Below are 25048 nucleotides of genomic sequence, written 5' to 3'. Positions count from 1 at the left end.
CCTTTTGCATATGTTAATCCTATTCTACTACAAGTTTTGCATATGCAGCAGGGTCGGGGTTCATCATTTTGATAAACGTTTTTTAAGGCAAATCGCTTCTTTTTTCCCAGCGGCTTGGTTCCGTAATCTTGACATGATCAGGCACCAATTGCGTGAGCGTGCCTAATTTATCAAATGTAATCTGGATTCGGTCAGAGGGCAACAGCCATTCTTCGGTCTCGATTGCGCAGCAATCCGGTATCGTCCCCATTCCTATAATCGTGCCCGGGAGCGGCGTGAAAACTTTGAGAACCTCCTCCATCACTTTTGCAGGGTGTGCAGAATACTCGGATGTGCTCCCCTTCCAGTGCAGTCTCTCCCCGATGCATACATTCACATCCAGTACCAGCGGATTGTCGATTTCATCCGGCGTAACCAGAAATGGCCCTATGCCTTTGCTGCGATCAAAATCTTTGCAGCGCGTCGGTCCGGTCAGCCCCTGGAAATCCGGCCATTGCACATCGCGGACAGTACTGTCATTAAAAATAACATAACCTGCAATGCAGTTCTCCATCCCTGTAACAAAGGCCAGCTCCGGCTCAATATCCAGGTAGGAAGAATACGAAGGCCAATGAATCGTATCTCCATCGCCAATTAATGCATTATGGTTACATTTGTAATAACTGAAAGTTACTTTATTCGGATCTTGCTGGAATTTTTCAGTGATTTTTTGTTTAAGCTCTTCTCTTTCCGGCCCTGTATATTCTCTTTGCAGCAGATTTACGCCAGCATTTCTCAGATGTCTTGGCGTCAGCCCGAAATCGATAAGCGCAGCCGGATTTGGAACTGGCGGCAGCAGTTTTACCGCTACAATCGGGCAAATTTCATTTTCATTAAATTGATGCGACTGTTCGACAGCATATTGCATCAATTCCTTAGCGGCATCATAACTTGCCGGCAAATAATGAAGATAGCTGTCCATACTTTCAAGACTGTCAACGAATGTTCCCTGCTTTTTCATGATTGCGGCAAAAGACACGACAAATTTCTTGTTAATTACAAGCCCAAACAAAGGTTCCTGGGATATTTTGGTTTGAAAGGTTACTAGCTTCATGTTACAGCGCCTCCATACATGTAGTGTGATGTTGTTCTGTTACTATCATATCGTACAGCATAAATGCATGCAAGTACATGCTTGCATTTATGTTTTCCGTTCTCTATAATAAAGCCATAGTCAGTATCCCTTACCCCAAAAACATATACGAAAAAGGAGAATTTTCATGAAGTATGGACGTATTATCCAAAAACCTCGCGTTAAATTTATTGAAGTCGCAGATGGCGTTTTTGCCGGTATTTCGCCGTATCGCGGGATCAGTTGGGCCAATGCCGGATTCATCAACAAGGGTGACGGGTTGGTGTATGACACGTTTTTCGATTTGTTCCATGCGCGGGAAATGCGGGAGGCTTTTATGGAAGTAAGCAATGGCGGCTCTCCCGCATATGTGGTGAACTCGCACTATAACAGCGACCATGCCTGGGGAAACAAAGTGTTTGAAGATGCTTGTATTATTATGCACAAGGAAGCCTCCAGAGAGCGTCTCACCGAAAATATCGCTTGGATGGACAGCGTCATCAGAAGAGGAAAAAATTCTTCGGAATCGACTCCGGGCGAACGGTTTTTTGCAGCGGAATTTGAAGGATTTGACCTGGAAGGCGTAGAATGGGTGCTCCCGAATATTGAGATAAAGGACGATATCAACATCCGTCTTGGTGATACAGAAGTTATGATTCACAACGTAGCTCCAGCCCACTCTGATAGTGACTTACTGTTGTGGATGCCAAAAGAAAAAGTGCTGTTCGCTGGCGATGTCGTGTTTAATGGTTGTACGGCATACAGCGAAGAGGGAACCCTCAATTGGGTTAAAGTGCTTGATCGCATTATTGATGAAATTAAACCCGAAATCGTTGTTCCAGGGCATGGCGCCATTTGCGGCTTGGATTTCGTGAAGGAGCAGAGAGACTACCTCTTGAACCTGATCAGCGAGTTCAACAAGCATTACAATGACGAAATCGATTCCTTGTCCCTGACCAAGCAAATGGATATTTCCCGCTTCCTTCATTGGATTCAGCCAGAACGCTTGTATGTTACAGTGGATATCCTATTGAAAAGCAAACGAGGGTTACCACCCCATCCAGTTTGGAATGAGGTGCCTGCTAAGCTGGAAGACATGAAAGCTTTTTTGGCTGGAAAATATGACAATCAGATCAAGCCATGGGACCCTATGAGTGTTTGGCAAGAATAGCAATTTACAGCTAACCTATGAAAAACAAAAAAACGGCCCTGTCGCAAATGATGCGAACAGCGGCCGTTCTTTTGCATTGTTCCACGGAATTAAAATCGGTGCTTAGAAACGATTATGATAAAAAATGAAGAAGGACTATGGTTTACTAGAGGGGAATCCCCCCAATTGGATGGGAGAAGATTCCCGTTGTTTTTAATATTTATTATTCCAAATAGCCTTTTGCAATTTTCATCAAAGTTTCTTTGCTTACTTTATTTATGTCTCCACGTAAAGTATAGGCGTATTTCACCTTTTTGTCTGGGCTCTCGTATACCCATTTCAGCTCGTGCGTCTGCGAAGGAGCAAATTCTGTATGCAGCATTTCTACTCCCTTCACTTGAACCTTCTCCTGCTTAAATTCAACCTTCTCGTCAATATACATTGTAGGATCGCTCTTTCCACTCAGATTAGTGATATTAACCCCGATTTTATCTTCGCCATTTTGATACGTAGCAAAGAGAAGGAAAAACTGATCTGTCATTTCAACCGGCATCATGGCATATCCCTGATTGGATTCTTCCGCCTGCCTTCTCAGCTTTTCTGCCATTTTCTTTTTTTCTTCCGAAGAAGGAGGATTCACTTCCTGAGCATTTTTAAAGATTACGTCCGCCTTTTGGAATGTATAATTTCCATTGACTTTGTCTGCGATCTTAATGGATTTATCCGTAATCTTATCTCTCAATTGAGAAAGATCTTGGAAGATAGTCACCTTCGTTCCAAGAATTGTTTCATGATTCGGATTATTGGCAACCATATAGAACAGCCCAGCTTCCCCGTTCTTTAGCACCTTATCCTTAAGTTCATAAAATGCCTTGTAACGCTCTATCTCATCTTTCGATTCTGTTTTTCCGTAATCTTTCGTCGATTTAGTCTCATATACGACTTCGCCATCCTTATTCGTCAAAGAATGATATTGAACTGCCGCATAACCTGTGGAGGCCATTAACATCATCCCTACACACGCAGTCAAAACAACTTTATATTTCATAAAAAACCTCTCCTTTTCTTTTGGCTTAGCATGTAATATTCTCATTACTTTTCCTGTCAAGTCGGCGTCGGGAATGCTCGGGTCATCAAACAGTCTTTTCAAATCCCGATCCCTGTCCATATTCATACACTCCCACTCCCTTCACTTGAGCATAATACTTTCGAAATTTTGCAGATGCACGTTCGTACTTTTTACGAAGGCTGGCACTGTTTTTGCCGAGAATCAATCCGATCTCCTGGTAGCTTTTATCCTCGACACAACGTAAGATTAACAAATTACGCTCTTCCGCCGATAATTTTGCCATGGCTTGATGTACGGATTCATCAAAATAGTTGGCTTCAATATGCAAATCGACTTCATTATTTTCTTTCTCATCTTGGTAAAAGAAAGGCAAATATTTCACCAACTTTCGCTTACGGATGATGTCGATACATTGATGGTAGGCAATCTTGTATACCCAGGCACCAAAATCCATCTGATATTGGGTATATTTTTTCAAGGTGCTGAAGGTCTTCAAAAATACCTCCTGTGCGTTTTCCTCGGCTTCGGCATAATTGCCCAGCATGTGATAACAGTAGAGAAAAATCGGCTTTTGATAAATCTCCATGATTTTCTCGAATTGTTCTGTGTTCCCATCCAACACATCTGCAATGATCTGATTTAACTCCGTATCATTCAAGCTGTCTCCCCCCCTTTCACTCTATACAACGAAGAGCTCAACCTAAAATGTGACTGCAATAAAAATCTCAAGAATAAATCTTCTTTATTAACCCCTCGTTTTTTAGCATCTCCCCTGGCACATATTGCTTTTCAAACTTTAATATTAATAAACATAACAAAGAAGCCCTTCTTGTGAGGGCTTTCTTTGTTTTTCTTACTCAAATATCAGGAGCCTATGAATAATTATTGAGGTTGAAAATCTGAGAACCCTGAGATTAGTACCCTCAACCCCTTGCTGACGCTATCAACCTTCCATACACCATTCGTAAATACGAGAGTGATCGTACGATCCTCGGCATATTGATCTTCTCCTGTTAGACCATTTGCCAATATAACCGATTGCGCAAGCGTGGCTAAAGTCTTGTTAATGTATACTGGCGACGAGGCAGGCGATTCATAGGTACTAGCTGTATTCAAGCCTTTATTTTGAACGATAGACTTAATTAATTTATCGGTAAAGTACGGTTTGAAGTAGGAACTAATATTTTTAATTGAAGAGATATCAGCTGCTTGATTTAATTTATCGGAGAGTTGTTTTAACCGTGGATCCATAATTTTCTGCTTATCAGAGATTTGAATAGGTTGTTGCTCCATGTTGACTACGAGTTCCTTACCCCCCAATGTTATGGTCGCCTGCTTAGACTGTTGGTTCCATAAGACATTTGCACCTAGCGATTGACCGACAAAGCGTAGCGGAACATAGGTTGTTCCTTTAATGACCTGCGTGGCAGTATCTATATCAATATATTCCCGGTGCGGAATATCCGGGTTATCTGTAGTCGGTGGTGATTCAATAATTGCGCGTTTGAAATTTGCAGCAAGCCAGAGGGTCGAGTCTCCATTTTTAATCTTTACTTCTTTCTCCGTTTGAAACCATTCCACACTTGCGCCTAAATTTTCTGAAACAGCTCGTAACGGAATGAGAACTCGACCGTTGTTAATTTGGCCGTTATTTATGATCGTAGGTTTGGATGTATCCGCTGCAAAGCTATGCACCGGTATTACTGGAAGCACAAGTAAAGCTGAGGCAAATAAGGAAATCATCAATTTTTTCTTCATAATAAAACCTCCCATAATAGATTTATCTTAATAATAGAAGTTTTCCTTTCTTATTTTGTTTGAGTTGTTTGAATACCCAAATTGTTATAAGTTTATCCAATATTTATACACTATTACATGCAACGAATCTAGAGAAACTTCCATACTATTAATGAGCTGTAGCGTAAGCGATGCTGTATCTCAGAATCGCGTCCGTAGAAACATCAACAAATTGCCGAAAGCTTTAAGCGCTTTATTTGACTTGAAAGATTTAAGTACATCCAATGCGCTAGTTGAGAAGCACTGTCCGGGCCGGCGTTCGAGAATAAACCTGTTCATCAAGTCCTGCCGATCAATCTTTAAGTTCATATGACCACTCCGTTATATGACGAGTGTTTTCAAAATTTCAATACCAAATTCATCGCTGCATATTCTGCTTTCTCCAGGCCTTCGGTGTCACCCCTATCATTTTTTTAAATACTGTAGCAAAATGCTGACTTGTCTTAAATCCAAGTTCCATGGCAATATCCGTGATGGACATCTTCGATTCCTTCAGCATCTGGCTTGCACAATCTATACGAACTCGTTCCATATACACTATAGGCGATTGTCCATTCGTCTCTCGGAACACACGATAGAAATGCGACTCACTCAACCCGAACTCCTTTGCAAGCTGTTCAATTGAATAACGAGCAGATGGATTCTGCTGAAGTCTGTCCTTCAGCTGCTGCGTGTAGGTATGCATGTTTGGGGAATGCACAACAAGCTGCGAATGATGAAATAGATGCAGCAAAATTTCCATGACATAATGCCGAAGTTGAAATTCCAGCAGTACCGTACTCTGGTTCTGTAGAAGCTGCTTCAATTGTTTGAAATAGACGACAACGTCCTTGCTGACCAATTGAATGCGTGGACAGTTCTGCATCCAATTAACGAAGATCTGACGCTCCTCCTCTTGAAGCCCGAACCATTCCTTGTTTCGGGCTGGGTCGCGAATAATCATCCACCAAATGGTGGATGGACCAATATAATCAAATTTGGCACGGTGCCGCTCCCCCGGACTTGTATGTATAACTTGCTGGGCATTCGTATGGTATGTTTCGTCTCCGATCTCCCAGTCGACAGCCCCCTGATCAACATAGACGAATTCGTATGCATCCTCATGCACATGATTCGTTAAAGGCATCGCTTTGCTAAAATGGTCATACCCCATTAACAATAAATCCTTTACTCGAGCCGAGTTGCCATTCTCTCCCTCTATGACATATACCCACCGTTCATTTTTGATATAATTCGCCACAATCTATACTCCACCTCTGCATGATTTGTTTCTGATCCTATTCAATATAAATCGAAAAGTCAAATGAGATAAATTGCTATACACTGAAATCGTGATTATGAGGAAGGAGCGATGAACTTGAATCAGAGCGCAACACACATTCACGTTATATTCAAAACACACTTGGATATTGGCTACACGGATTTCGCGAAAAATGTGACGGACCGATATATGAGGCGATTTTTTCCAAGTGCGATTCAAACAGCGAAATATTTTGCCGAGAACCCGGAGAAAGGTTCCTTTATCTGGACAACGGGCTCATGGTTAATCCATCATCTATTAAAGCACGGTTCCGACGAAGTAAGACAACAAGTCGAAGAAGCGATTGCAAAGGATTATTTAAGATGGCATGGTCTTCCTTTCACCACATATACCGAGTTATATGATCGCGAATTGCTTGACTATGGCATTCAAATGGCGACGCGACTTGATGAGCGATTTGGCAAGCGTACGATCGCAGCCAAAATGACGGACGTTCCCGGTCATACACGCTCGTTAATCACGCATATGGCAAAGGCTGATCTAAAGTATTTGCACTTAGGCGTTAACCCTTCCAGCAATGTTCCTAACGTTCCTGAAATGTTCTTATGGCGAAATACGGACGGATCTGAAATTGTTGTCCACTACAGCAAAGATTACGGCACAACCTTTGACATCGAAAGTTTGAACGATATCCTTTACTTCGCGCATACCCATGATAATCATGGCCCTTCTACGGTGCAGCAGATTGAAGCTGAGTTCGCCAAGCTGCGAGAAGCTTATCCGCAGGCAGTGATACAAGCTTCCACATTAGACCAGTATGCCGAAAAGGTATGGGCTATTCGTAATACCTTAACTGTCGTAGAAGAAGAAATCGGCGACAGCTGGATTCACGGTTCTTCCACCGACCCTTACAAATTAGCATGTTACCGAGAATTGCTACGCTTGAAGAGTAAGTGGCTGCAAGAAGGGGCGTTAACAGACAGCGATGAAGAATATCGCAATTTCTGTGATGAGTTAATTATGATTCCTGAGCATACGTGGGGTGTAGATATCAAAAGATATCTTGCAGATTATATCCACTATGGTAAAGATGACTTCCAAGAAGCACGCATACGCGATAAGGTCGATATCAACTTAAACCCGCTGGAATATCGGTTCTACGAAATGAACTCCCGCGCTGAAATGATTGAAATGTTTGGTGAGGAAGCCGATGCCAAGCTGAATGCACGTTCCTTTAGTCTTATAGAGAAGTCTTGGCAGGAACAGCGTGAATACTTGAAACAAGCAATCCAAGCACTTCAACCTGAACGACAAGAGAAAGCCGAAGTTGCCCTGCTCGCGTTGAAACCATCTCGTAGCACTCTAACGGATGCAACTATCTTATCAAGTGACCAGCCTTATGTATTAGGAGATTTTGAGGTTGTGTTTGAGGATAGTGGCGCAATTGTCGGACTGAAAGATGCTCGCGGTCGGGCATGGGCCGGTCCAAAAAATCAAATTGGTTTATTCTCCTACGAAACTTATTCGCAGGCCGATTATGACCGATGGTATCGTGAATATCATCTCAGATGGAGACATACGCATGTGTGGGCAACCGGAGATTTTGGGAAACCAGGGATGGACTTAACCCACGAGTGGATAGCACATGAAGTTATGACACCAAGGCTTCAGTCTTTGCAGGCTGTCTTTTGTGAAGAGCAAGATGTCGTGCTTGCAAACCTACGTATGCCGAGAGCGGCATGTGAGCGTATGGGCGCTCCACGGGAATTAACGCTTGAGTATGTCTTTAAAAAACATACGCATACAGTGGAATGCAAGCTGCAGTGGTTTGACAAAGATGCCTATCGCCTTCCTGAAGCTTCTTGGATGAGCTTTAATCCGATCGTGAACAATCCAAATCAATGGAAGCTGGACAAAATCGGACAACTCATCTCACCTTTGGATGTCGTTCAAGGTGGAAATCTCAACATGCATGCGGTTCAGCAAGGGATGTACTATGCAGCAGCAGATGGAAAAGTGCAAATCGATACGTTGGATGCTGCACTTATCTGTCCTGAAAGCCACGCTTGCTTCAGTTTGATCATACTTTTGCTCCGCTTACCGGAGGTATGCATGTGAATTTGCATAACAATGTATGGGGAACGAACTTCCAAGCATGGTATGAAGAAGATGCTTTGTTCCGCTTCAAGCTGTATTTTCAATCACATATATAATTTCCCTTCGTTTATATCTCGATTCGATAATCCTGTAATTCCGAAAGGAGCTCTACGATGAATCAGCACAAACCTTGGACAATTTACGTCATTCAACATTCCCATACCGATGTCGGCTATACCGAGCGTCAAGAAAAAATTCGTCAATATCATGTCAATTATATTCGGCAGGCTCTGCAAATTGTACGTGATATTGAGAGCGGCGCCAGACCTGACTTAAAAGGCTATAAGTGGGTATGTGAAACCTATTGGCCTGTTGAATCCTTCCTATTGAAAGCCACAGACATAGAAAAAGAAGAACTCGCTCATGCGGTGAAGAAAGGTTATATCGGTCTCTCCGGCACCTATCTCAATTTCGGTGAGCAATTAAATCAAGAGATACTCTCTATCATGATTAAGCGGATAACAGATTATGGACAATCGATTCAATTCCCGGTACGTTCTGCGATGACGGCAGACATTACAGGCTTTGGTTGGGGATACAGTCAAGTGCTGGCGGATGCAGGTATCGAGAATTTGATTACATGTATTCATACGCATCATTCCATGTTTCCACTGTGGAAGAAGCAGATTCCGTTCTGGTGGGAAACGCCGAAAGGAGATCGTATTCTCACCTGGAGCGGTGAGCATTACATGTTCGGCAATGATCTTGGATTGACCCCAGGCATTGGCGGATCTTATACGATTCGCGATGATCATGATGTCCGAAACGGTGTATCCTTTGAAGTGGCCGAAGCACGTTTTGATCGTTATTTACAGCAATTGGTTGCTGATGGTTACACGTTCCCGTTCGTACCGGTGATGGTGTCCGGACTTCCTACCGACAACGGCTCGCCGAACGCAGCGTTGATGGATTTTGTGAATCCATGGAATGAGAAGCATGGCGAACGCATCCGGATTCAACCGGCGACCTTGGACGATTTCTTTGCAGATTTGAGAGCTTATGCAGAGGAGCATCCCGAGGAAATCGAGACCTTCCGTGGGGACTGGCCAGATTGGTGGACAGATGGCTCGGCGACGACGCCGATGCATGTACAGATTTTCCGTGAAGCACAACGTGTCTATACAAAGGTGAAGCTTTTAGATCCCGCATGCGAGATCGTCTCCAAAGAACGTCTTGAAGCAATGGAATATGAGCTAGCGCTATTCGCTGAGCATACATGGGGTTATCATTCCTCGGTCACCGAACCTTGGAATCCGTTCGTTCAAGAGCTTGGCTGCAGGAAAGAAGCCTATGCGGCCAATGCCAGCTCACTCGCTCATACCGCTTTATACGACATCCTTGAGGCTCGCGGTGACGCTTTGCTTCGTCCTAATTGTCCAATGAAATTTGAGTTATATAATCCTAATGATTTTGCGCAAACTGATTATGCTGAACTCATTATGGAAGGCTGGAATATATCGGAATTGAAGAACGGTTTTGAAGTCATGGATGAATCGACGGGCACTGAATATGAGGTGCAAATGGTTACAGGGCACCGCGGTGTCATCCTTACCATTCCGGTAACGCTTCAGCCAAAGCAGCAGGTACAATTGACGATCAAGTCTCTTATCAATCACAAACCTGTAACTGCGTATCGAACAGATTATGTAGGCTCGGATCGTATGTTGGATATCATCCCGCCAGTCGCACCGAAGCTTCACGTTACGCCGAAATATATGGAATCGCAATACGTAAGACTTGAATGGGAGATCGGTGCTGGCATCACGAAATGGATCGACAAGACCGTGAATCAGAACCTGCTTCGTGCAGATCGGAATCACCATGCATTTTCTCCTGTTTATAATGTGACTCGGGCAGCTAACGAATTTGGTATGTATGATGTTCGGCGCAAGATGGGACGCAATCGTAGAGGCCCTGATGCAATTACTTCTGTGGGAACACTGGTTAATGTTGATATTGTTGAAAAAGGCGCACTATACGCTAAAGTTCGTCTGACATACAGCGTCAATGGCTGCAGTCATTATTCCTTACTTGTCACCTTATACAGTGATCGTGCGCGAATTGATGTTGCCGTACGCATGCATAAGGAAAGTGTATGGGACCCAGAAAATCTATACATTTCTCTTCCGTTCGGAAGTGCTCCCTCTTCACCGCAGCAAGAACTATGGATTGAAAAAACCGGTGCGTCAGTACGACCGCGTATCGACCAACTCCCGGGTTCCCTTGCCGATTTCTACTGTGTTGATGAGGGTGTGGCGTATATCAGTGAAGGACGAGGGATTGCGATTGCCATGCCGGACACGCCGCTGATTCAAATCGGTTCATTAGACTATGAGGATCGTCTTCTGAGCGGCCATCCGGAGCTTGCCCATGATCCAGCCCACCTGTACTCATGGCCCATGAATAATTATTGGGAGACAAACTTTAAGGCGACACTGGGAGGATTCTATGAATTCCGATATTATGTTACTTGGGGTGAGGAACTTCATACCCCAGAATCTGCAATGAAGGCGTGCAGGAGCATGAACGCGGGTATCCTGTCTTGGAGAACAAATTTATAAGCAATAATCATTGAAAATAATCTCCCTACAAGATGTCTCTTCTCCCTTAACATAGTAAACTAAAAAGTTGATCTGCAAAATAGATCAACTTTTTAGTGTCACGTAAATTGAGGGCTTCTCCGAGATTAAACCTCCCCATCGTTCAACATGCCATCATTAATGGATATAATGGATATTTTACTGTTTAATTTTATATATTTCTTCTTCCAGACGTTCCAATTTACGTGTGCTAATACAATTTGAGCCGGTTTAGCGTTTTTCTCTGAAGCGATTTTTATTACCAGTTTTTGAAGAACTGCTCATCGTTTAAGACAAACGTGGATTATAGTCTAGGCGAGAATCGCAAAACAGGCTAAAGAACTGCTCCCGATATTACACCGGAAGTTATTCTTTAGCCTGTTGCTTGGTAAGATTGATCGAATGCTCAGAGGAGCTCTTGCTTTTTTTACACTCCAACTTCTCCGATCATTTGCTGTTCGATTTGTTTCATCTCATAAAAATAGCCTTTTTGCCCCATCAACTCCGAATAGGACCCCGTTTCGACTACCCTGCCTTGGTCCATGACCACAATCTGGTCCATCTCTTCCAATCCGGTTAGCCGATGACAAATCAGGAGAAGCGTATCATTAGCCGCCTGTGCGTAGAGATGCTTCAAAACATGATGCTCTGTCACATAATCCAGCGATGAAGTGGGTTCGTCCAGAAGCCATACCCGTCCTTTGCGGAGCATCGCTCGCGCCAGAGCCAACCTCTGCTTCTCGCCGTCTGACAGATTCTCCCCTTTTTCATACACCATATCGGTCAACGATGTATCGGGCAGCTGCATTTTTGCTAGCACATCCAACAATTGTTCGTCTGCATGTTCTTCTCCATTCAGCAGCAGGTTGTCCCGGATCGTTCCCCGGAAGAAATGACTTTGCTGAAACACTACAGTAGCCGTTTGCCAAATGCTCGTTTCATCCAGTTCCTTCACCGAAATGCCGTTTAACCGTATATCACCGGCCGTTGGTGTTCGCAGCTTGAGCAGCAATTCGATAATCGTTGATTTTCCTGATCCACTCGGCCCGACAATCGCCGTTTTGGAACCAGGTAAAATCTGCAGGGATACATCCCTGAGCGCCGGTCTCCATTCCCCTTCATATTGAAACGTAACATCGGATAGCTCCATCGTAACGGCATGATCAACAGACAATGTGCCACTTGGCTGCGAAGACTGCTCATCAAAGGTCTGAACTGTTTCCGTCAGTCGTTTGGCTGCGTGTTCGCTATCCTCTTTATACGCGGGTAATGTGGCCATAGCCGCCGCTTCTTCAAATACGGTTTGTGATGCCATAACCAGCATGGCAAGAAATACGCCTGCAAGCGCTCCTTCCATAATTAAATAGGCGCCAAGCGTAAGCACTCCCCAGGAAACGAAAAACGTAACAAAAGTGTGCATCGATTGCCCGCGCAGCAGTTGCCCGGCTGCTCGTTGCTGCTCAGCTGCCAATACAGTGGAAGCATGCTGGAGATGTTCCTCCCGCTGTGCCAATTGACCATATACTTTTAAATCCCGGAAACCGTACAACACTTCGGTAACTTCCGTGGACAGCTGCGCCCTCTGCTCACGAACGCGTCCATGTATTCTCCGCTGCCCGAGTAACACAATTCCCGGTACAACGAATGCCGTTACCAGCATACCTATTACAAACAAAACGGCAATCCAGATCGAAAAGGTAGAAGTAAACAGCACCGTAGCCAAAAACACCATGACGACCATGATCGGAGGATAAGCGACTCGCAAAAAATAATTTTGCAAACTTTCCACATCCCCAACGATCCGCGCAAGCAGATCCCCGCTTCGATTTTTGTTCAATATACCAGGCGTTAAAGGAATAAGCTTGGCAAAAAAGGATGTACGTAAACGGCTAAGCATGGAGAATGTCGCCCGGTGAGAATACAAGCGTTCTCCATAACGACTCGCCGCCCGAAGCAGACCCAGCAGTTTGACCATGGAGGTGAGTACAATTAAAGTATAAAGCGGTGGCGCAAATACCGTTTGCGAAATCAGATATCCGCTCGCAGAAAAGAGTGCCACACCGGCTATGCCGGCGATAAATCCACCCAAAATCGAAAGAATGATATCCTTGCGCTCCTGAATCATCGCCTTTGACAGAACAGCCAGTTCATTCATGAGGATATCCCCCCTTTCCGCTCTACATCAATCATCTCGGCATACTGAGGCAGGCGCTCCAGAAGCTCGTCATGTCGTCCCGAGTCCACCAACACTCCATTGTCCATAAACAAAATCTTGTCGGCTTGTTGAATCGTATATAATCGGTGAGCTATCGTAATCATTGTAGCCGTTTTTGCCAGTTTGGCTATGGAGCGTTGCAGTACCCGCTCGGTGTGCAAATCCAGTCCAACTGTGGGTTCATCAAACAAAATGATAGCAGGACGCTTCAAAAAAGCGCGTGCTAAGGCAAGCCGTTGCTTTTCCCCACCAGACAGTCCCCGGCCTCCTTCACCAACAAAGGTATCAAATCCATGCTCTAATTGGGCTGTAAGCGCAGCGAGTCCTGCTTCTTCCCCCGCCCGCTCAATTTCTGCTCTGGAGATGCTCCCACGAGCACCAATCGCAATATTTTCAGAAAATGTGCCTGCAAAAATATACGGATGCTGTGTAATGTAGCTAACATGTTCGAACCATTCGGTTTCATCGTATTGCGAGAGTGGACTTCCATTCACCAGAAGCGTTCCCGATTCTGGTTTCAGCAGACCGGCAATGAGATGTAGCAAAGTCGTTTTGCCGGAACCGCTTTTGCCAACAATGGCAATGTGTTCTCCTGGACTAAGCTGGATCCGCCCCGTCTTAAGCTCGAAAGAATCTGGAGCATACTGAAACCGGAGTTGGTCAATTACGATGGACGGCGGTATTAAAAGGTCTCCAGAATGGGTGAGTTCCAATTTGCTTATTCTGTCGGTCCTATCACCGACCTTATCCATGCTGTCGATCTCGTCGATTCCAGTGGATGTCCCTGCGCCTTCATTGCTATTCATGTTTTTGCTCCCCCCTGCCGTTTCCTCAAGCATCTGTTCCACCTTACGAACCGCACCCATACTTGTCCGGCCACTGTGAAAGGCCGTTCCCGTATTCTTTAACAGGTTGTAAAACTCGGGAACGAGCAGCAAAACGAGAAAGGCGGTGTGGAACGTCATAGCTTTGAAAACGAGCAACTGGATGGCCAGTTCAAGAGCGACAATGCCAATGCTAAGCATTACGATCGATTCCAGCATGAAGGTATTCGTAAACGCAATCTTCAAAATGCCCATTGTGGCATCACGATAACCCAAGCTACTGCGCTCGATCTCCTGTTGCTGACGGTAAGCCCGTCCAAATATTTTCAATGTCACCAGTCCTTGAAGAGAATCCAGAAACGTCCCTGAGAACTCAGCCAGTTGCGCATATTTTTCTTCGGATTTGTTCTTCGTTTTCAGCCCTACCAAAATCATGAACAGCGGGATGAACGGAGCAGTAAACAATAGAATGAAACCTGTGTTGGCATGTTGGATAAATGTAACGACCAAAATCAGAACCGGGATGATAGCAGCTTCCATCATACGCGGCATGTATTGACTGAAATAACTATCGGCCTCATCCACAGCATCCAGAGCAACACTGACCTTTCCTCCCGTCTGTCCACGAAGGGTTGAAGGCATGGAGGCATGAGTCAAGTTTTGCAGCACGGCAGCGCGCATATTTGTCTTAGCAGTGGCAGCCATATGTAAGCCAACTATACCGTTTCCATAAGACAACAGTGTGCGCACAGCCATAACAGCTAGAAGTATGCCGAGCAACAGGATAACCGATGAAAATGAAGCTTTCTCGACAAAAATCCGTTGGACTGCTTCAGCAAGCAGTCCAGCCTGACTCACAATAGCTATACCAAGCGCTAGTGAAATGATTGCGAGGAGAGCCATGTTTTTCCTTTGTGAAGACATTTGTTGAGAAATCAGACTGGATTTCCTCTTCATAGATCACACCTCCTTTATCTATAGGCTTGTAGGAAAACCTCAAACATGCCGTAATGGATTAATCAGCTTTATTTTTTCCCTTTAACATAATCCGCATCAAACAGGAAGAGTTTGAAGACCAGAATAAGGGATGGGATCAACAGGCATAGACCGCCGATAAACACAATTACTAACGCTAAACCCATTGCCGGTGAAGTTGCACTGCTCTGAATCGTGATATACGGATCAAGAATATAAGGGTATTGCCCAATCCCATAAGCGAAAAAGGCACAGAAAAACTGCAACATGACGCATATAAAAGCTAATCCGTAACGGCGTCCGTTATATAATAGCCACATCGCGATCATGAAGAAAGCAACGGAAAGTGCCAGTAACCACCATAAATCCATCATATTTTGAAAATGGCGCTCATTGTGTTGACCCAAATAGATAAATGCTGTCAGTGCGAGGATTATCGTGGGTGTGCTCCAAAACAGGGCGTAGTTGCGCATCAGCTTCAACGCGGAATGATCCTCCGCCCGAGAAGCGTAAAATGTCAGAAATGAGCCGCTAATGAACAAAACGGACACGATTGCCAGTCCAACGATACTCCACGATAACGGATTGGTAAACAGCGCCCAGTAATCTAGAGAAACCGTCTCCCCCTGCTTCACGATAAAGCCGCCTTCAGACAAAGTTAGCGCCACTGACAACGATGCTGGAATAAGCAAACCTGTAGCTCCGTACAAAAAAAGATATACTATGTTTTTCTTGGAACCGTAATTTTCAAAAGCATAGAATGAACCGCGAATCGCAAGAAGAATCACTGCAATGCTTCCCGGAACAAGTAACGCGGAGCCATAATAATAGGCTGTGTCCGGAAAAAATCCGACGATGCCAATATAGAAAAAGATAAAAAATACATTTGTAATCTCCCATACGGGTGATAAATATCGGGAAATCAGACGATTAATGAGATGATCCTGCTTTGTTAAACGTGCATAAAAGGCGAAGAAGCCCGCTCCGAAATCAATGGAAGCTATAATTAAATAGCCGTACAAAAACAGCCAGAGCACCGAGATGCCAATCAATTCGTAACTCATCATTCAGTGCCCCCCTTTTCCGTAAATTGATTAGGATGATCCTTCATCCATTTCTCCATCTCAGCTTCTGCAGGATTATTGTTGAACAAACGTCTTAGCACGATTACACACATACTGCCGAGTACGATGTACAAGAGCAATAAGGCGAAGAATATAATTCTTACATTCGGTGAAGACGTGGCAGCCTCCTCAACACGCATATATCCACGGATAATCCACGGCTGTCGGCCAACCTCTGCATAAAACCAGCCCAGCTCAACAGCCAGAAAAGCGAGAGGGGCGCTCAGTGCGATGATGCGAAGCATCCATTTGTTAAGCGCATTACGCTTTTTCCAGAACACAAACAGAAAATATAGAAACGAAATCGCGAGCAGAGTAAATCCAATTCCGACCATTAAATCAAACAGATAATGAACGAGAAGCGGTGGCCATTCTTCCTTGGGGAATTCCTCGAGCCCCGTCACCTCTGCATTAAAGTCTCCAAAGGCCAGGAAGCTGAGCAGCTTCGGCAGATGAAGAGCCCCTAGAACTTCATGCTCTGCATTCAGCCATCCCAATAGTACCAAATCCACACTGCTGCTCGTCTCAAAATGCCACTCTGCCGCTGCAAGCTTCTCTGGCTGATGCTCGGCCAAAAACTTGGCGGACACATCACCGGCTAACGTGTTCAGCAAACCGAATAGTAAAACGACCGCCATCATTAGATTTAAAGATTTTTTGTGGTATGCGGACACACCTTTTCTCAGCATCGCGAAGGCTGCAATCCCGGCTAACAAGGCAGCTCCAGTCAAATAGGCCGAGCTTAATACATGGAACACTTTGGAGAACGTCGCCGTATTCAGCATCGCTTGCACCGGGTTAATCGCTGTGAATTGGCCTGCTTCCATGACAAAGCCTTCAGGCTGGTTCATGAATCCGTTCACCGTCGTAATAAAAACGGCAGACATGCCTGCCCCGGCGACAATCGGTATCGTCAGCAGCCAATGGATATACGGATTTTTGAACCGACCCCACGTATACAAATAAATGCCCAAGAAGATAGCTTCAAAGAAGAACGCGAACACCTCCATGAATAACGGAAGTGCAATGACATTCCCAGCCAGTTTCATAAAATTCGGCCATACCAGGGCCAGCTGTAGTGAAATCGCTGTACCGGTCACGACACCAACCGCCACAGAAATGACAAATCCTCGAGACCACCGCTTTGCCATAAGTGTATAATGGGGGTCCTTCTTCCGAATCCCGATAAACTCTGCTATAGCGATCATTAGCGGTATACCGACGCCAATCGTCGCAAAAATAACGTGGAACCCGAGAGTCAAGCCTGTCACCAGCCTGCTCCATAGCACCGTATCAATTGCCATTCTTTAATGCTCCCTTCAAAACACTGTTCATTTTTCTATGATTAGGTCTGCTAACTGTTGGCTGCATTCAATATCAGGTTTAGCAAGGTTCAGCGACATCGTTGCCTGTTCGTTTTAGTATGACGTTCATCGTTCTTTGCTATGTAAAAAGAGAAAAAATTCACAAAGCAAGAGTTGGCGAGCCCGATTTACCTGATACTGAACAGTCAAAATTATAATGTGACCTAATGATTAAAATCATCTTATCTTAAATTGCAAGTAATTCAATCACAGATATCTCTTAATCCCTAAACGTTCAAGAAAGGGTCAAATCTTTCTGACAACTCAGTGAATAACACAAAAAGTACCCGAAGGAGCTATTGATTGATTAGTGCATATGTGATGTCACAAGTTCCCTCCTACTTCGATGCTGGCAAAAAAACGATATTTTCTCATTTTGAGCCGTAATATATCCCCTTTTTTGCAACAAAAAAACACTGACTCAAATCATCAGTGTTTTTTGAATTAAAGCTAATTTCATCTTTGTCATGACAAATCTTGAACTGCTACTATCATTTAGTAAGACCGTAGAAAAAAGAATACCCATCTGATTTCCCAAGCTTAGTCGTCTCCGTTCCGTCCACTAGCTTGACCGCTTTCAGCAACGATACAATTTGCGTATGCATTAGCTTTGCATCAAATTTGTCCATCTCTCTGTTGTCACTATCCACGAGCAGATAGTCGGGCATTGGAATGAAACCAATCACCGGTATCCCTGCTTCAAATAAGGGCTGACTCTCTCCAAACTCAAACTTGTTATGTCCACGCAATAATACAGTACGTGTGCTATCTGTCTTTTCAATAGCCTTCAGCCAAATGCCTGCCATCATTTCATTGCCTGCATAGGTATATTCTGTACTTATTTGTCCAGTTGGACCATAATGACCCGTATCATCGTCCTTCCACTCCATGCTGCCTAAATGCTCAACCGTAATTCCAGCTACAGCTTTTAAATGGCCATTCTTGCCATCCCACAGCTCTCGATGCCCCTCCATCCAGGTGGAAGTTGCCTGAGAGGAACCTTTGAACTCCGGTAATCTAAAATGCCCTGTCACAAAAGCAAATATCATCGTACGTTCCGGCTGCTCCTGCTGTAAGTAACGAATCATAGACAGCATGCCCACAGCGCCATTCTCCTCCACCACATTTATCCCATCCGTATGAGTATTTACGATAATTGCTTCGTCTTTATTCTTACCGTCAATTTTCACATAAAAGGATTCTGTTGGGGCATCTTTTTGTATTTCCGCTTCTAAAATAACCGTACCTTCTTTATGCTCCTGAGCTGCGCTGATCACCTTTTTCCCTTCCGTTTCATTAACCCAAATCGCAGGGATTCCAGCATAATCGGTGGTAAAAGGCACATATTGCTCTTCAACCTTATCGTCAGATACCCCTTTCCAGACTAAAACAACAGCTTTTACGCCCATTTCCTTCGCTTGCTCCAATTTAGCTTCTTTTAATGCTGTAGTGAGGACCAGATCGCCTTCATTTGGGGCAATTTGGTTGTCCATTGGTGATGAATCCCGCATATTCATAACGATCCCACTTGGAAAATTTCTGAAATTCTCAATTTCAATGACAGCAATTTTTCCGCTGGCCTGGCCATATTCACCACGCTTCGTATACACCAGCTCCCCAGTTACACCTTTTTCGTCAGTTTCCCCGGAATAGGGAAAAGCTGAAGAGACATGAATTTCCTGCTGATCAATCATTAAAGTACTGTTCTTTTCTTCCCATCGGTCAAAAGTATAGCGATCACGATAAACTTGCAGCCCCATATCAGATACCTGCTGCTCCAGCCAAGCAATAAACTGATTGTGACCCTCAGAGCCGGTTGTACGGCTTCCAAAAGAATTCATTACTTCAATATCTTTGAGCATCACTGCTGCAGAATCCAAATTGCGTTCATCGATCGTCACTGTCGTATCAGCAGCTAATGCTACAGGTGTTGTAATAGGTTTTGCATAGACTCCAATACCCCAAAGTGCAGTAACGATAAGTGCAGCAATGCTGAATAACACTTTACGAACCACTAGAAACGGAGTAACTCTTCTGCTTACCTTTTGCCCCAAGAGTCCTCTCCATATGCCCGCTATGATCAGCAAGAGGATAGAAAGCGCAAGCAGCCAAAAATTTCTTGTTAGTAAGAATAACCCTTCTGCCACCATCGCACTAATAAATACTACATGTAACTTCTCACGCTTCTTTAATAGTAAAAAAGAGATGCCTAATTCTGCTAATAAAAAGATGATGGTCACGATTGAGATTACCGTTTCTTCGCCAATGAATACCGTAGCACTTAGTGCTAGGATCAAAAGCAGCACTGCTGACAATCGTCTATATAAGATTTCTAACATGACGCCCTCCCATTTTAACTAACGATTATTTTGACATTACATTTGTAATGCCTTATGGTTTTAGCATATTGAAAAGACTCATGAAAAACAATGAAACGAACATCAGAATGTACAAACGGAGGGGAAATGTCATCTCAAATCATGAATTATACAGTCCAAATACCTCTCAGCATCGTTCCAATAAAGAAACCAACCGTTTGACAAGAGAAGCCATCTGTACGGCATTAGTCTTCTTGATCCAGGAACAGCCTTTTGACAAAATCACCATCACCGATATTGTGAAGCGCGCAGGGGTTTCTCGAACAGCCTATTACAACAACTATTCCTCCAAGCAAGAGATCCTGGTGGATTTGGTCGATTCGCTTATTTTTGAAATTAATCAAAAACTCTTACCTTACACCAATGAATTAACAGGCAAAGCTAAAGAACCTCAAAAATTTATCAAAGTGCTTTTTGAAGTTATTTTTCAGCAGCGGAACATCTACAAAGCACTTCAGAGTGCAAAGTTTGATCATGTAATTCTGGATTGCTTGAATGAAATGATGCTTTCTACTGCTCATGACAAAAGCGACGAGAATGTGTACCGAATATACTTTAAAGCGGGGGCCCTCTATAATGTTCTCCTTAAATGGATACAATCAGACTTTGCAAAATCCATAGACGAAATGACCAAAATTTGTCTTGAGGTATACCATACTCCAATGTCCCAGGAATAAGGTTTAAAAATCGTGTTTATAAATGAAAAAACAAAGAAACCACGGAACCAAGTTCGGCTCCGCAGTTTAATTATCAACCCTACTATTGAATTTGAATTTGTTTCATGTACTCTTTGAATGCCTCGGCGATTTCTTTGTATTTTGTATGATGCAGATAATGTGAACCTTCCATTGGGATCATTTTGCCCTGTGCGGATTGTTTGACTTGCTCCTCATGCAGCGGAATCCACTGTTTATTGTGCTCGTTATTTGATTGAACGAAGAGAAGCAGCGGCAAGTCATTTGGCATTGTGATTTTTTCTCCATTTTTGAAATTGGAACCGAGGTGGCCCAGTTCATTCATCAACGTTGGATTGGTCGCGACTTGATTCGAAATCAAACGCATCTGTTCTTTGGTATGCTCATCGAACGCAAGCGATTCATAGGGATCTCCGCTCACTTTTTGGACCAATCTCATTAGACCTGATTTTTGAAGAAATTTCATGGCGTTCAAAGGTAATTTGACATCCATTCCGGGTTGATTGGGAACGCTGCTATCGATGCCGACAAAAGCAAGAACTTCATCCGGATATGTGTTCACATAGGTCGCTCCGTAAAGTCCCGCGATGGAATGTCCCATTAGAATGTAACGGTCTACACCCAGTTGCTGCAATGCTTCGTGAACCTCACTTACTATATTCTCAGTCGTTCTCTCCTTCTCGGTTTCATCGCTCAAACCATAACCGAAAGGCTCGACCACCACGACTTTATAATTAGGGGTAATTTCATCGATCAGCAATTTGAAATCAAGTGCAGGCGTCGGGGTTCCTTGTCCCGGTAGGAGTACAACCGTTTGTTCTCCACTGCCTTGAATAAGCACATTCATCTTTTTCCCATCCACATTGACATACTGGCCATACGATTCGATTTTCTTTTTCTCTACCCCGTCGCTGATTGCATCAACGATAAAAACGATGCCCATGAACAGCACGAGCGCCCCTACAATACCTCCGATTATTTTTAACCATAGGTTCCGTTTCTTGTGGCTCTTAGTCCCTGTTGTTTTTATTTCTACCTTATTTGCCACGTTCATCTCTTCCCTTCCTTGTCCCTGTATCTGAAGTGCCGCCTTGACGACATATTCAAAGTGTAATCAATCAAGATGTACTCTTCGTGACGACAATATGAACGGAATATGAACAAGACAAAAAAAAAGAAGTTTTAGATTAACATCAAATCGGAAATGAAATAATGTTCTTGTCCTTTACTCAAAAAGCAGCGCCTCTCATTAGAGATCGCTGCTTTTTATTGTATACTTCATTTAATATGTGTAGGTTCTCACTATTCTATTATTTCTCAGCACAAATCATGAATATCGGTGTTGACCGGTTTAAGACTTGCTGTTTCTCATCCAGAATTTTTGCGTTCAAATTCTCTTCAGCAAAAATATTAACGAAGCCTTCTTTTTTGAGAGTCCGTATATCCCACTCGGGACGCCATTCTCTGGTCAGCGGCAATACAAGACTCAGACGGTCTGTCTCCTCTATGTCCTTATGATGCGGGAGTTCACCAAAGCCCTTATCTACATAGTTTTGCTGATCCTCTACTCGCTTTTGCTGCATCTCTTCGTCCCAGAGATGGCGATTCCAGTTGGCATCAAAAACCAGCAGCCGTCCCCCAGGCTTAAGTACTCTTCTCCACTCTTTGTAGGCTGACTGCGGATCGGTAAGGCTCCAGGTAACATTGCGGCACACGATCAGATCGAAGCTCTCCGCAGCAAAGTCAAGCTTGTGCGAATCCATCTTGCGGAAAGTAACGGTTACACCTTCCCGAATGGAGTGGGCACGTGCTTCTTCCAGCATATTGTCGGTACAATCGATCGCAGTAACCAGATGCCCGGCACTCGAAAGAATCACAGAGAAGAAGCCAGGAAACCCATTTATCATTCACTCCTTCTTGGCAAGTATCATGAACCGGTTTACATTCTGGTAACCGTATTTCAAATAATCTAGCGGCATCGCACGGGCAGGGATAAAGTTCCGGTGAACATCTATGGTTCGGAACCCGGCCTGTTTCAGCGCTGTCTCGTCAGCTTCAGGCCGTAATACATTAACATATGGCAACTCGCTTAGCAGGCTTTTATCTTGACTGCTTCGCTGGCGGATTCTTTGTTCTGTGAGTAGAATCAGTGTCCAGGACAAGGCATACCAAAGTCTATGGAATACAGTCTTGCTCTCTTTATACAAATAGTTGCCGTCAAAAATAATCAGGGTCCCGCCCGGTTTTAGAATCCGATACCATTCAGCATAAGCCCTCTGTGGATCAGGAAGCGTCCATACTACATCCCTGCAGACCACTGCCTCAAAGCTATTCTCTAGCTCCATATGCAAATCGGCAGCATCAGCGACATAAGCTGGAACTTTATATCCATAACTCTCAAAATTTCGTGAAGCTCTTTCGATCATTCCCTGAGAGGTATCCACCGCTGTAGGCAGATGCCCCATCTGTGATAAGAGTATGGAGAAAAAGCCAGGCCCTGTTCCCACATCCAGCACCTTTTGCTGGGGAGTTGTTCCCAACCCTTTAATAAGCAGTTGTTTCCAGAGGTTTATGGTTTTTTTGCTGCGGAATTGAGTTTGTATGACTTTGTCATAACTCTCCGAGCTTGATGTCCAGTATTTCGAAATCTCTTTTAACATCATTTTTCTCCTATGTCGAGTAGATTCCAGAAGACCGGCATAAAGGTGGAGTACCCCGGTTTAAATCCAGTCACTCTATTATTTACTGCTAAGATATCGTCAGGGAAATAAATAGCTGCAAACATAGCCTCCTGATACAATTTGGAGAAAATGGAGTCATATGCGGTCTGACGTTCCTGAATATCGGTTGTTCCTACTGCTGTGTCAATCAGTGATTCTAGTCCAGGATCAGACCATACGACAGCAGATGCGTCAGCTGTTTTATGAAATAGGGACAGCAAGAATGCATGCGGATTATAAGCATCATCATAAGTCCGGTACATGATTAGATCATAAGCTTTGCTTGTCCATAAGGCATCATAATAAGCATTCGGCTCAAGAACCTGAAGATTCACTCTAATGCCAATCTCCTTTAACTCAGACTGAACCAGTTCACTGATGGACTTCCATTCGGGATATTCAGCCTGCTGCAGCACGAAATTAAGCTCAAGCTGCGCTCCGTCCTTCTGTACAATTCCATCTCCGTCCGAATCCGTGTAACCGGCAGCTGCTAGCAGTTGCTTCGCTTCCAGCGGATTGAAGCCGTACCAAGTATTATTGGACTCCGTCACATAAGGAACTGTCAGCGGGAACAGGCTTTGAGCTTCACTGCCGATACCGTCCATAAGATCTTCGACAATGCTTTTTTTATTAATTGCCAAATTGATAGCTTTGCGCACATTCAGATCTTGAAGTGCGGGCGTTTTGTAGTTAAAGATCATGAAATGAGAGCTTGTTCCTTGTGCTTTTTGCAAAGTTAGTGAAGAATCCGCTTCAATCACTGGCACGCTTTCGACTGGAATCTTTCCCATTTGTCCCCCGGCAATGTCAATGTCTCCAGCTTGCAGCGCTAGTACTCTGGACTGTGGATCTGGGATTACCTTCAAAATAATTTTCGACAGCTTCGGCATTTCTCCCCAATAATTCGGATTTCTGACGAGTATGGCTTCCTGATCTGTTTTGTAGCTCTCTGCCATCCATGCGCCAGTTCCAATCGCTTTGATGAATTTACCCGTAATATCTCCTGCGGGTTCCACAGCGGAAGGGCTGATAATTCGGACCGGTCTTGCAAAGGATAACTCAGTTAAGAAGGGATAATACGCTTTGTTGAATGTCATTGTGATCGTATGTTCGTCCACAACAACAAGGGATTGCATCGCAGTTGCTACATTTAACGAATTGGCTGGATCCTTAATCCAGCGTTCGAAGGAGAATTTAAGTGCATCGGCATTAAACTCCGTACCGTCAGAGAATTTGACGTCATGGCGAAGATGGAACGTATATACTTTCCCATCTTCTGAAATATCCCAAGACTCCGCAAGCGACGGCAGTATTTCGCCTTTTTCACCATACTCCACTAACCCCTCATATATCATCGCGTGCACATTCATCGAACCATCATAGGCACCGGCATCCAATCGGTCTATACCGGCATCAGACGATATAGCAACAGTGACTGTCTTGTCCTGAGCTTCAGATCCTTGTGCAGCTTCATTATTGGCGGTATTATTGGCTCTAGCCGTAGAATTGCTGTTATTACTGTTGCTGCAACCTGATATCAACACAACTATTACAAGAAGCATAAAGAATAACGATTTTGATAATAGGTTTTTTGTCTTAGGGTTCGTTCTCATTCTTGGTACATCCTTT

At 44.0% G+C, this 25048-nt stretch carries 18 protein-coding genes; 4 read left to right on the top strand and 14 right to left on the bottom strand.

The features are described from left to right. Positions 1 to 82: 82 nt before the first annotated feature. Positions 83 to 1093, bottom strand: coding sequence for a fumarylacetoacetate hydrolase family protein (locus NST25_RS15730; RefSeq protein WP_339281051.1), 1011 nt, complete (start codon positions 1091 to 1093; stop codon positions 83 to 85). 166 nt (positions 1094 to 1259) lie between these two features. On the opposite strand from NST25_RS15730, the gene NST25_RS15725 reads away from it, so the two are divergent. Next, a complete protein-coding gene (locus tag NST25_RS15725) occupies positions 1260 to 2282 on the top strand; it encodes an MBL fold metallo-hydrolase (protein ID WP_340391763.1) in 1023 nt (340 codons plus the stop codon). A 202-nt stretch (positions 2283 to 2484) separates the two neighbouring features. Here NST25_RS15725 and NST25_RS15720 read toward each other — a convergent pair whose 3' ends face one another. The 4 genes from NST25_RS15720 to NST25_RS15705 form a co-directional block, all read right to left on the bottom strand. After that, positions 2485 to 3309 (bottom strand): hypothetical protein, encoded by an 825-nt coding sequence (locus NST25_RS15720; RefSeq protein ID WP_076190278.1) that lies wholly within the window; start codon positions 3307 to 3309, stop codon positions 2485 to 2487. A gap of 85 nt (positions 3310 to 3394) precedes the next feature. Continuing rightward, positions 3395 to 3988 carry an RNA polymerase sigma factor gene (locus NST25_RS15715; RefSeq protein ID WP_340391762.1) on the bottom strand — a complete coding sequence of 198 codons (594 nt, stop codon included), beginning with the start codon at positions 3986 to 3988 and terminating at the stop codon, positions 3395 to 3397. A gap of 224 nt (positions 3989 to 4212) precedes the next feature. Beyond that, positions 4213 to 5088, bottom strand: coding sequence for a stalk domain-containing protein (locus tag NST25_RS15710; RefSeq protein WP_340391761.1), 876 nt, complete (start codon positions 5086 to 5088; stop codon positions 4213 to 4215). A gap of 397 nt (positions 5089 to 5485) precedes the next feature. Then, the gene (locus tag NST25_RS15705; RefSeq protein WP_339187094.1) at positions 5486 to 6367 is read right to left on the bottom strand and encodes an AraC family transcriptional regulator; all 882 of its coding nucleotides are present in this window, start codon (positions 6365 to 6367) and stop codon (positions 5486 to 5488) included. A 117-nt stretch (positions 6368 to 6484) separates the two neighbouring features. Between NST25_RS15705 and NST25_RS15700 the strand changes: the two genes are divergently transcribed. Together NST25_RS15700 and NST25_RS15695 are read left to right on the top strand one after the other, a co-directional pair. Then, a complete protein-coding gene (locus tag NST25_RS15700) occupies positions 6485 to 8506 on the top strand; it encodes a DUF5054 domain-containing protein (RefSeq protein ID WP_340391760.1) in 2022 nt (673 codons plus the stop codon). 152 nt (positions 8507 to 8658) lie between these two features. Then, a complete protein-coding gene (locus NST25_RS15695) occupies positions 8659 to 11106 on the top strand; it encodes a glycoside hydrolase (protein ID WP_340391759.1) in 2448 nt (815 codons plus the stop codon). Between the two features lie 445 nt (positions 11107 to 11551). On the opposite strand, the gene cydC is transcribed toward NST25_RS15695, so the two are convergent. From cydC to NST25_RS15670, 5 genes are all read right to left on the bottom strand, one after another. After that, positions 11552 to 13279 carry a thiol reductant ABC exporter subunit CydC gene (gene cydC / locus NST25_RS15690; protein ID WP_076190282.1) on the bottom strand — a complete coding sequence of 576 codons (1728 nt, stop codon included), beginning with the start codon at positions 13277 to 13279 and terminating at the stop codon, positions 11552 to 11554. Next, entirely contained in the window at positions 13276 to 15120 is a 1845-nt protein-coding gene (gene cydD, locus NST25_RS15685; RefSeq protein WP_340391758.1) for a thiol reductant ABC exporter subunit CydD, read from the bottom strand. Before cydD ends, cydC begins: the two co-directional genes overlap by 4 nt. 68 nt (positions 15121 to 15188) lie before the next feature. After that, positions 15189 to 16205, bottom strand: coding sequence for a cytochrome d ubiquinol oxidase subunit II (locus NST25_RS15680; RefSeq protein WP_076126522.1), 1017 nt, complete (start codon positions 16203 to 16205; stop codon positions 15189 to 15191). After that, complete coding sequence (locus tag NST25_RS15675; RefSeq protein WP_340391757.1) at positions 16202 to 17566, bottom strand: cytochrome ubiquinol oxidase subunit I; 1365 nt, start codon at positions 17564 to 17566, stop codon at positions 16202 to 16204. The genes NST25_RS15680 and NST25_RS15675 overlap by 4 nt, the downstream gene beginning before the upstream one ends. Before the next feature lie 551 nt (positions 17567 to 18117). Next, positions 18118 to 19965, bottom strand: coding sequence for a hypothetical protein (locus tag NST25_RS15670; RefSeq protein WP_340391756.1), 1848 nt, complete (start codon positions 19963 to 19965; stop codon positions 18118 to 18120). Between the two features lie 80 nt (positions 19966 to 20045). Here NST25_RS15670 and NST25_RS15665 point away from each other — a divergent pair, with 80 nt between their 5' ends. Continuing rightward, positions 20046 to 20681 (top strand): TetR/AcrR family transcriptional regulator, encoded by a 636-nt coding sequence (locus NST25_RS15665; RefSeq protein ID WP_217696907.1) that lies wholly within the window; start codon positions 20046 to 20048, stop codon positions 20679 to 20681. An 82-nt stretch (positions 20682 to 20763) separates the two neighbouring features. On the opposite strand, the gene NST25_RS15660 is transcribed toward NST25_RS15665, so the two are convergent. From NST25_RS15660 to NST25_RS15645, 4 genes are all read right to left on the bottom strand, one after another. Continuing rightward, positions 20764 to 21753 (bottom strand): alpha/beta hydrolase, encoded by a 990-nt coding sequence (locus tag NST25_RS15660; RefSeq protein ID WP_248548641.1) that lies wholly within the window; start codon positions 21751 to 21753, stop codon positions 20764 to 20766. 256 nt (positions 21754 to 22009) lie between these two features. Next, positions 22010 to 22606, bottom strand: a complete 597-nt coding sequence (locus tag NST25_RS15655) for a class I SAM-dependent methyltransferase (protein ID WP_340391752.1) — start codon at positions 22604 to 22606, stop codon at positions 22010 to 22012. Further along, the gene (locus tag NST25_RS15650) at positions 22607 to 23362 is read right to left on the bottom strand and encodes a methyltransferase domain-containing protein (RefSeq protein WP_340391751.1); all 756 of its coding nucleotides are present in this window, start codon (positions 23360 to 23362) and stop codon (positions 22607 to 22609) included. Further along, positions 23359 to 25032 carry a nickel ABC transporter substrate-binding protein gene (locus NST25_RS15645; protein ID WP_340391749.1) on the bottom strand — a complete coding sequence of 558 codons (1674 nt, stop codon included), beginning with the start codon at positions 25030 to 25032 and terminating at the stop codon, positions 23359 to 23361. The genes NST25_RS15650 and NST25_RS15645 overlap by 4 nt, the downstream gene beginning before the upstream one ends. Positions 25033 to 25048: the final 16 nt, after the last annotated feature.

Origin of the sequence: Paenibacillus sp. FSL E2-0190 (assembly GCF_037992965.1) — a bacterium.
Classification (GTDB): domain Bacteria; phylum Bacillota; class Bacilli; order Paenibacillales; family Paenibacillaceae; genus Paenibacillus_AQ; species Paenibacillus_AQ odorifer.
The sequence above is the reverse complement of the archived record's forward strand: the minus strand, read 5'-3'. Positions and strand labels throughout refer to the sequence as shown.